Source organism: Vibrio sp. 10N.261.52.A1 (assembly GCF_002876325.1).
In the GTDB taxonomy this organism is placed as follows: domain Bacteria; phylum Pseudomonadota; class Gammaproteobacteria; order Enterobacterales; family Vibrionaceae; genus Vibrio; species Vibrio chagasii.
The window spans coordinates 1-9,671 of the sequence record NZ_MCYD01000605.1 but is presented as its reverse complement, the minus strand read 5'-3'; the positions used below and the strand labels follow the sequence as shown (position 1 = coordinate 9,671).

Below are 9,671 nucleotides of genomic sequence, written 5' to 3'. Positions count from 1 at the left end.
GCATTTATAAGACCGTCATTAGTAACTTTAACGTAAAGGATTAGCACCACGTGACAACGAAGATTTTGCTTAATTGCGACATGGGAGAAAGTTTCGGCAACTGGAAGATGGGCGATGATGAATCGGTCATGGAATGGGTTGATATGGCAAATATCGCCTGTGGTTTTCACGCGTCTGATCCCCACGTGATGTCAAAGACTATTAAACTGGCCCAGCACTATCACACTCAAATCGGTGCCCACCCCGGTTATCAGGATCTCGTTGGGTTTGGTCGCAGGTCAATTCCTCACAGTATGGACGAAATCAGTGAACTCGTTTGTTATCAAGTTGGTGCATTACAAGCCCTGTGCCGTTATCACCATACTAGTGTCGGCTACGTGAAACCTCACGGTGCGCTTTATAACGATATGATGGCAAATACAGATGTATTTAATGCCGTCGCGCAAGCCGTAGCGGAATTTAACATCCCTCTTATGATCCTCTCTTCTTCTGACAACCAACAATATTTGGATATCGCTGATGATCACGACTTACCCCTTTTGTTCGAAGCATTCGCTGATCGAGCATATTTAAACAACGGTCATCTTGCGCCACGTTCGCAGAAAGGCTCGGTGTATGTGAACCAAGACGATATCTACAACCAAGTGATGCAGATCATTAACTACGGTTCGGTCACGACCATTGAAGGTGAAAGGCTACCTATCGAAGCTGACACCATCTGTGTTCATGGTGACAATCCTCAATCCATCGCACTCATTAGAAAAATCCGACAAGATCTCAACGCGTTTAATTAATAGCGGCACAATGAATGTCCTCGATTCCCTGCGCAAGAACAGAGGAAACACTCATGACGCACGAACATGGAAGTTGGAATAAAACGTATGGAAAGCAAATGACGAAAAACGAGATAAAATTTAATATCGAGCCTGTTGCTGAGTGCAGTGTGCTTGTGACGCTGCAGCCACTAAACGCAGGTTCTAGTGGGAGCAATGCACAATATATGGCTCACTTTTCAGATGCTATTCGCCAGAGCTTAGCCACAGTATTGATGAATGTCACTCCAGCGTACAACACAATATTGGTTGATTATCTGCCTTACCGAATTTCTGAAGAGCACTTTATTTCTCAACTCAAGTCGATACTGACAGAGGCAAAGGCGACATTTTCAAGTGAGAGTAACACTCGCAACATTATTGAATTACCGGCCTATTACTCAAACGAAACAGCTCTTGATTTAGATAGATATCAGGCCAAAGGTTTGTCGCTAGACGATATCATTCACTATCACACTTCTCAGACATACAGTGTCAGCGCTATTGGCTTTATCCCTGGCTTCGCCTTTATGTCAGACGTGGTTGAGCCGTTAGTTCTGCCGCGTCACTCTACTCCACGGCTCAGTGTCCCTAAGGGAAGTATCGCAATTGCAGATTCAAAGACTGCGATTTATCCGTCAGATTCTCCAGGAGGATGGAACATCATCGGTAACTGCCCTATTTCTCTGTTTGATCACGCTCAGTTGACTCAGGCTAACCAAATGCACGACCAACTTTCTCTTCTGAATGTGGGTGACTTTGTGCGCTTCAAAGCAATATCAAAACCAGAGTTTGTCGAGCTTGGAGGAGATGTAGGCCATGGTTAAATCAGTCAATAAAGCGAGCCTAACCATAGTGAAACCGGGGTCTTTAAGTATAATTCAAGACTTTGGACGTTTTGGCGTTTCTCACCTTGGTTTAACACAAGGGGGCCCCGTAGACGATTACTCCTATAGTTGGGCAAATCACTTATTAGCCAATCCCGTCAATCAAGCGGCGCTAGAAATCACTCTTGGTCAGTGTACTCTACAAGTCAATGATGATTGTGAGATGGCGATTTGCGGTGGTGACTTACAGGCAACTTTGGATGGCAAACCTTTACCCAACTGGAGTACATTTCAAGCGTTTAAAGGGCAAATGCTTTCATTTGGCTTACCTAGGAATGGACTCAGAGCTTATCTTGCGATTAAGGGTGGTTTCGTTGTTCCTGGAGTCCTTAACAGCAGTGCAACAGTAACGCGTGAAAAAATAGGTGGACTAACTCAAAATGGTGAACCTTGCCAAGTTGGAGACCAGTTAATTTTCACTAAGCAAGCTCTCCCCAAGCACTTTAAGCCTATTAGTGTCACTTTCCGGTATACACCCGATTACAACTTGCCTGTTAATTTAAGAGTCATTGAGAGCTACCAGAGCGAACTATTCTCAGAGTCAGCCAAGGAGACGTTTTACAACTCACCCTATATCGTGGACCAAAACTCGAACCGTATGGGTTATCGTCTTAGTGGTGAATCGGTGCACTCTCCAGATATATCACTGTTATCCGAAGGCATTGCGCTAGGTGCCATTCAGGTACCACAAGATGGGCAACCTATTGTTCTGCTCAATGATAGGCAGACTATTGGTGGTTATCCAAAGATCGGGTGTGTAGCAAGAATTGACTTACCACGTTTAGCGCAAGCAAAGCCCGGGCATCAGATTTCATTTAGTAAGGGGGATCGCTTGGGGTTGCAAGATGTGTGGTGTCAGTGGGCGAGGTTCTTCGGTTATTGATAATGAGCTTTCAGCCACCGTTGAGAATGGTGATTGCCTAAGGATAAAAAATCGGCTTACCTAAGTAAGCCGATTGTTCGTTTTAGTGGTGGTCTTGGCCTGAAACTTTCGCCAGCGCATTTGGGTACCCACGCTCTTGGGTCAACCCTATCGCTTTGTTTTCAATATCGTTTAACTCAAGTGACATTGTCACTGAATGTGTCTCTTCAATCGAGTCAGACTCTGGAATATCGAACCAGTGTTGAGCCACCTTCTGCGCAGCTTCTAATGTTGAAGACGCCTTTACTACTTCAAGCCTTGCATAGCGTTCACCACAGAAAGAGACATCTGAGGCTCTTAGGCTTGGGTCTGTACCTGGAATTTGTTGAGCGCCGAACAGAGGTTTTCCGCCAACTTGAGCAGAACTAAAACTCGGAATGAACTGCGACATATGCGTAATTGCCGCACGTGTTCTCAGTTCGAGCTGTTCTTCACTCCAACCAGATACGATCTTCTTGAGCAGTTTTGATGGTAACTGCGGTTGAGAAGAATCTGTCGAAGATGACACTAACCCGCCTTCAAACAGCGTGATCCCTTCCGTCATACCGTGAAGCTGGAATACACCGTCTGCATATGGTGTTAATTGAGCCATGCCTTGCGGTGTGCCTCTTGGGCCATGAAAGATAACCTCTGGCCACTCTTCCTTGCATTCTTGAGAGTATGGCCATTCTGTGACGTAAGCGGCTTTAAACTCAACAAGTCGCTGCTGCTTCGAGCCAACAAAGTCATCCACTATGCCGGTCTCAAAGCCACTGGCGTTAATTAAATAATCAGTGGTTAGTTTACGGCTTTGGTTATCAACATCGGTATAAGTCAAAGACCAACCTTGCCCCGTTGATTGAACCGATTGTAAACGGCTGTTAGTCAGCACGGTGCAGTTAGCTTGTTGTCCCAAAGAGAGCTGAGCGGTCGCAGACAGTCGGAATACACTCCAACCGTACTCTTGAACCATAGCAACGGGATATTTAAGCGTTTCTAAATCAGTATGTTTGGCAAAAGGAATGCACCACTCATCAAGTGATGTCGGTTTCAGTGGTTGTGTCTTCTTAGAAAGTGCGATGAGTTCTTTTTTGCTGTAGAGCTTATAGTATTCCTCGGGGTCACCAAGCACTTGGTTGCTTTTATCTTGTTTAACAAGCTCAGCATAAGCGTCTTTGATTATTTTTAGGCGAGGAAGTAAGTCCATTGGGTCCCCACCATCACTGTGTGGTACAGCAATGATAGTAGGACGAATATTGATCGTGTGAGGAAACAGACGAACAGTATCAATAGACTGAGTAAGTAACTGAAGACACTGCTCTACAGAAATATCTCGATACAAATTGCCGCCAGCGTGTAGGTGGCAAATCGGTGGACCATTAACCAAACTCGGCCCTTTTTCTAAGATCGTGACCTTAAAACCCAACTCACTGAAGTGAATAGCGCTTGTTGTTCCGGCTATACCACCACCAACAATGGCAATAGAAGCTTGATTTGTATCCGTTTTGTTGTGGCTCATCGTGTTCTGTAGAATAAGATTAACTGCCGCTATTCTACTTTTGTTCGAGGACGAATTAAAACACATTTTTATCAAGGTCTTAGGCTCCTTGATATTGGAATCTATGTAAAAAACTTAAATAATCTCTTGACTCAATAACTCTGAATCCTAGTTTCAAGGTTATTCTAACAGTCAAATTTGTCCTAAGTGACGCCACATAAAGGCTGTCTCAGTACTTGTAAAACAAAGATGTTAACTTATCCCTAAAGTTATCCACCGTTTTTGTGGATAACTGTTGATAACGTTCTCGCTAAGTTGCGCAAACCCTTTGTTTACAGGGACTAACCTCTGTTTATTAAATCGACATAAATACACATTAGGTTTCATTTAATGCTAAGAAATGTCGATTTTAAGGCGCTCAATCCCTAATTTATGCCGTTCGCTGGTCAAATAAAAAGCGGTCTAACTGTGGCTTCTATCCTTGGCTATTGCTTTGGTATAAAAATTCACAATCAGACCGCTTCAACAAGCTATTTAAGGTTTTCTATCTCAACTATCCAAAATCCTTATTTACAGGCGCCAACAGACGCTTGATTAAGCTGTTCACAACAGCGGCCAGTGTGATAAAGGTCAGCACAGGTAAAACAACCCACAACATCGGATGAAGCGAAGGCGAGAGTTCAAAGCCGAAACTCATCACACCTGCCACGCTCATTTCAGAACCTAGCGCAGCAATTGAGCCTGCTACCAGTGCCATTAGCCCATATTCACACCAGATAGTGTTAAGGATCCTTTTCTTGCTTGCCCCTAACGTACGGTACAAACGTATCTCTTGTTGCCTTTGAGATAAGCTAAGACGTAAGAGCGTAAAAATAAGCAATAATCCTGCAACGACGCCAAGTGCTGCCAACACGGTAATCGACCAAACAATCTGTTTAAGCAGCTCTTGGATCTTGCTGCCCATTACACGGATATCCATCAAACTCACGGTTGGATGATTCCGTGAGAGCTCGTTGAGCATTTGGTTGTGCTGATCTTCGACTCTAAAGCTCACTAACCAAGTCGAAGGAATTGAGCTCAAGACGTCTGGAGTAAAGATGAAGTAGAAATTTGGCTTCATTTCACGCCATTCTACTTTACGGATACTGTTAACCTTCGCTGATACCTTTTGACTATTGATGGTGAAAGCGAGCTCGTCTCCAATTTCCAAACCTAGTTGTTCTGCTACATCAGATTCAACAGACACGCCCTGCTCTTTCGTCCAAGTGCCATCAAGCACTTCATTATACTCTGGTAGTGAGTCGCCCCAAGTGAAGTTGATTTCACGGCTTAGCGCATCAGTTCGTTCAGATGTCTCGCTATATTCAGATGCTACGACACCATTGATTGTTGTTAGTCGCCCACGAATGATCGGGAAAGCTTGAGTACGCTCGACTCCGTTAGCATCAATGGTTTCCAAATAGCTGTCTTTCTCATAACTGGCGATATTCAGTGCAAATGCATTGGGTGCATTCTCAGGCAGGGTTTGTTGCCAGTCTGACAACAGATCGCTTCTCACCAACCAGATAATCGACAGCAACATCAACGAAAGCGCTAACGAGCCAAATTGTATGCCCGTTGCAAGCGGCGTACGATTAATTCGACTTAAAGCTAAGCGCATTGATGTCGATGTCGGAAGCTTGCCAAACAGGCGCAGTACAAACGTACTAACTAGGGCCAGAACCAAAAATAGGCACGCAATACCGGCTAAAACAATCCACACCAATAAATTGTCACCATACATCAACATCATTGGGATGATAGGCACCAACAGCAAAGCGAATTTCTTATAGCTATCGCGTGTCTTATGGCTTGATTGAATCACGCTAATCGCAGAGGTATTTACCAACCCAATCAACGGAATGCCAAGTGCAGGCACACCAATTAAAACACTGGATAAGATTGCAAGAATCGCAGGTTCGATACCGTAGCTTGGAAGCGGCGATGGCAGTAAATCACCAAGCGGAATACGTAGAAGAAACTCTAAACCGATACCAATCGCAATACCGAGTACGGCACCAATAACGACAAGTAATGATACTTGTACCGCTAGCCACTTAATGATCCAGGGTTTGCTCGCCCCCAAGCTTTTTAACATAGCAATGGTTTTTCTACGGCTCGCGACATAATGTTGGCACGTTAAGACCAAAGTCGTCGCCGCCATAATCACAACAATCGCAACAGTTAACGATAGGTATTGCGTGGTGCTTTCAAACATGTCGTTGGTACGGCTTGCTGAGTCTTGTGTACGCCAACGATCACTCGGGGTTAATTTGATACTGTCTTGAACAGTTTTGAGTTTTGCATCATCACCGTTTAAGAACAGTCTGAAACTTACACGACTTCCCGGTTGAATGGCACCTGTCGCATCAATATCATCATTGTGTATCAGTACCGCAGGCATTTGTTGGAATGGGTTGAAGCTTAACCCTGGCTCTTGGGTGATTCGTCCTGTTATGGTTAAGTCGGCATCTCCAATAGTGACATTGTCACCTATTTCAACTTCCAACTGCGCGAAAATACGTTCGTCCAGCCACAACTCACCGGGTTCAACGTGATTGCTCGATGCATTGTCTGCACCTTCTAGTAACATTTCACCACGCAATGGATAGTTGCTCTCCACCGCTTTAACTGTCACCAACTGCATCGAGTTATCGCTAAATGCCATAGTTGAAAAGCGAGTTAATTGAGAGCTTTCTAACTGCTCAACTTGAGTGACATCTAACAATGCTTGCGGGATTGGGTTTGCTGAGATGAACACGCTGTCAGCAGTCAGTGCATCTTTCCCCTGTTTTACGATGACCTGTTCCATGCGCTCAGCCAATGCTGATAATGCGAAAACACAGGCAATGATCAGTGTTAAAGCGATCGATACCGGCCATAGTTGTCCATGTCGAATCTCTTCAATGCTCCATGAAAACAGGCGCTTGTTCAGTCCGTTTGATGAATTCAATTTAGACTTCCTCTATCTGTCCGACATGCATCTTAAGCGTTCGTTGACATCGTTGTGCTAGCTTAGGATCGTGTGTCACCAGTACTAGTGTGGTGCCGTGAGAAGAGTTCAGTTCGAACAGTAGCTCTACGATTTTGGCCGCGGTTTGTTGGTCCAGGTTACCAGTTGGTTCGTCAGCAAATAGGATTTTTGGCTTGATCATGAACGCACGAGCCAAAGCTACACGCTGCTGTTCTCCACCTGATAGCTGAGATGGTAGATGATCGAGCCTGTCTTTTAAGCCAACCGACTCAAGTAACGCAGTTGCGCGTTCAATGTCTTCATCTTCGCCTTTTAGTAAGCATGGTAGTGTCACGTTTTGCAGCGCTGATAAGCTCGGAATCAATAAGAAACTTTGAAAAACAAATCCTACCGATTCACTTCGGATTTTCGCCCTGGCTTCATCATCTAGCTGTGAAAGTGGTTGTCCCAATAAATGGATTTCGCCTTTGGTAGGAACATCAAGGCCAGCCAGCAGTGTCATCAAGGTCGATTTACCTGCCCCAGATGTACCGACAATCGCGACTGTTTCACCTTCACGAATATCAATATCGACGTGCTCTAGGATTGTTAAATGTTCTTGATTAGTAGACACTGTCTTGGAAACAGCTTCTGCTTTAATGATGGATGTATGCATGACTCGACTAATTTCCTTTTTATTATTTATATTCTTTTCTACCGCTTCTTTGGCTCAAGGCTCTGCGTCAGCTCAAGATTCGAAGTTACTGATACTTGGTGACAGCTTGAGTGCTGGTTACAACATGGATATCAAACAGAGTTGGCCAAGTTTGTTACCAGATGCGTTAGCGAAACATGATAAAGCGGTTACCGTGGTCAACGGCAGTATCTCTGGCGACACAACAGGTAACGGTTTAGCTCGTTTACCCCAGCTACTAGAAGAACACGCTCCAGACACCGTCCTTATTGAGCTTGGAGCCAACGATGGTCTTCGTGGCTTCCCACCTAAGCTGATGTCTTCAAACTTAGATCAAATCATCGAGCAGATAAAAGCGGCGGGTGCGAGACCAATTATGATGCAAATTAAAATCCCACCTAATTATGGCAAGCGTTACAACCAGCAGTTTGAATACGTGTTTGCAGCGTTGGCTGATCAACAAAATGTACCCCTGCTTCCATTTTTCCTAGAGCACATCATCCTAAAACCGGAGTGGATGATGAACGATGGTTTGCATCCTAAACCAGAAGCTCAACCTTGGATTGCTGAATTTGTCGCCGAAGAATTATATCAGTATCTTTAGGTTTTAATGGTCTAGCTCAATAAATTTTACACAGCTTTACGTTAGCCTGAGTGCATATCACCGTTAACTGTAAGGTTATTTATGCTGATCGAACCTATTATCAAGGGTGTGGTAGCAAAAAGCGCTCACCCTCTTGGCTGTCAAGAAGCCGTAAAGCAACAAATTAGATTCGTTAAGAGTGCGCCGCAAATCAAAGATGGCCCTAAACGAGTATTGATCATCGGCGCTTCTTCAGGCTTTGGCCTGGCCGCTCGTATCGCCCTTACCTTTGGCGGTGCTCAAGCCGACACCATTGGCGTTTCATTCGAACGTGGCCCAAACGAAAAATCTCTTGGTAGTGCCGGCTGGTACAACAACATCTACTTCAAAAAAGAAGCGGAACGTGAGCACCGCACCGCTATTAACATCGTAGGCGATGCCTTTTCCCAAGAAACCCGCGCACAAGTTGTTGAAGCCATCGAAACTTATTTCGAAGGTGAAGTCGATCTCGTGATCTACAGTCTGGCTGCGGGTGTACGTCCCAAGCCCAATTCTGATGAATTCTGGCGTTCTGCGATTAAACCTATTGGTGAAAGCGTAACTGGCGCAACCATTTCTCTTGAGCACGATAATTGGGTGACCAACACGCTTGAAGCTGCCACTGAAGAGGAAGCAAAAAGCACACTCAAAGTGATGGGGGGCGAAGATTGGGAAAGTTGGATCGACGAACTCATCAATGCCGAATCTATCGCTCCCGGCTGTAAGACTATCGCTTTCTCTTATGTTGGCCCTGAAGTCACACACCCTATCTATCTCGATGGTACACTAGGTCGTGCAAAAATCGATCTTCATCAAACCAGTCATGCGCTTAACCTTGAATTAGCTAACTTTGAAGGCAACGCTTATGCGACTGTGTGTAAGGCGTTGGTTACCAAAGCAAGCGTATTCATCCCGGGCTTAAGCCCCTACTTGCTTGCGTTGTACAAAGTGATGAAAGAGAAACAGACGCATGAAGGGTGTATCGAACAAATGCAGCGCCTGTTTAGCACTAAGCTGTACGGTCAATCCAAAGTACCACTTGATGGCGAACGGTTGATACGAATGGACGACTGGGAACTAGACCCAGAGACACAAGCCCATGTGACAGAGTTGCTCAACAAGATGGATGAAAACAACTTCCAAACTCTGGGTGATTACCAAGGATTTAAAGATGAATTCTTGCAACTAAACGGTTTTGCACAACCATCGGTAGACTACAGTAAGAAATTGAATAGCGAAGACTTTATAAAATTAAAGCCCTAGTC

Annotated in this window: 8 protein-coding genes; 5 read left to right on the top strand and 3 right to left on the bottom strand. The window is 44.8% G+C overall.

From position 1 onward, the window contains the following. The first annotated feature begins 50 nt into the window (after window positions 1-50). The 3 genes from BCT81_RS10585 (at window position 51) to BCT81_RS10575 (ending at window position 2,582) form a co-directional block, all read left to right on the top strand. Window positions 51-794, top strand: a complete 744-nt coding sequence (locus BCT81_RS10585) for a 5-oxoprolinase subunit PxpA (protein WP_102424166.1) — start codon at window positions 51-53, stop codon at window positions 792-794. A gap of 98 nt (window positions 795-892) precedes the next feature. Then, the gene (locus BCT81_RS10580; protein ID WP_102424164.1) at window positions 893-1,639 is read left to right on the top strand and encodes a carboxyltransferase domain-containing protein; all 747 of its coding nucleotides are present in this window, start codon (window positions 893-895) and stop codon (window positions 1,637-1,639) included. Next, window positions 1,632-2,582, top strand: a complete 951-nt coding sequence (locus BCT81_RS10575) for a biotin-dependent carboxyltransferase family protein (protein ID WP_102424163.1) — start codon at window positions 1,632-1,634, stop codon at window positions 2,580-2,582. The genes BCT81_RS10580 and BCT81_RS10575 overlap by 8 nt, the downstream gene beginning before the upstream one ends. Window positions 2,583-2,664: 82 nt before the next feature. Here BCT81_RS10575 and BCT81_RS10570 read toward each other — a convergent pair whose 3' ends face one another. From BCT81_RS10570 to BCT81_RS10560, 3 genes are all read right to left on the bottom strand, one after another. Then, complete coding sequence (locus tag BCT81_RS10570) at window positions 2,665-4,119, bottom strand: NAD(P)-binding protein (RefSeq protein WP_102424161.1); 1,455 nt, start codon at window positions 4,117-4,119, stop codon at window positions 2,665-2,667. A gap of 532 nt (window positions 4,120-4,651) precedes the next feature. After that, window positions 4,652-7,090 carry an ABC transporter permease gene (locus BCT81_RS10565; RefSeq protein ID WP_102424159.1) on the bottom strand — a complete coding sequence of 813 codons (2,439 nt, stop codon included), beginning with the start codon at window positions 7,088-7,090 and terminating at the stop codon, window positions 4,652-4,654. 1 nt (window position 7,091) lies between these two features. Further along, window positions 7,092-7,766: an ABC transporter ATP-binding protein gene (locus tag BCT81_RS10560; RefSeq protein ID WP_004738017.1), complete on the bottom strand. Its 675-nt coding sequence runs from the start codon at window positions 7,764-7,766 to the stop codon at window positions 7,092-7,094. Here BCT81_RS10560 and BCT81_RS10555 point away from each other — a divergent pair. Continuing rightward, window positions 7,765-8,388 (top strand): arylesterase, encoded by a 624-nt coding sequence (locus BCT81_RS10555; RefSeq protein ID WP_102424157.1) that lies wholly within the window; start codon window positions 7,765-7,767, stop codon window positions 8,386-8,388. The two genes, BCT81_RS10560 and BCT81_RS10555, sit on opposite strands and share 2 nt — an antisense overlap. A gap of 81 nt (window positions 8,389-8,469) precedes the next feature. Then, the gene (fabV, locus tag BCT81_RS10550) at window positions 8,470-9,669 is read left to right on the top strand and encodes an enoyl-ACP reductase FabV (RefSeq protein WP_102424155.1); all 1,200 of its coding nucleotides are present in this window, start codon (window positions 8,470-8,472) and stop codon (window positions 9,667-9,669) included. The last annotated feature ends 2 nt before the right edge of the window (window positions 9,670-9,671 follow it).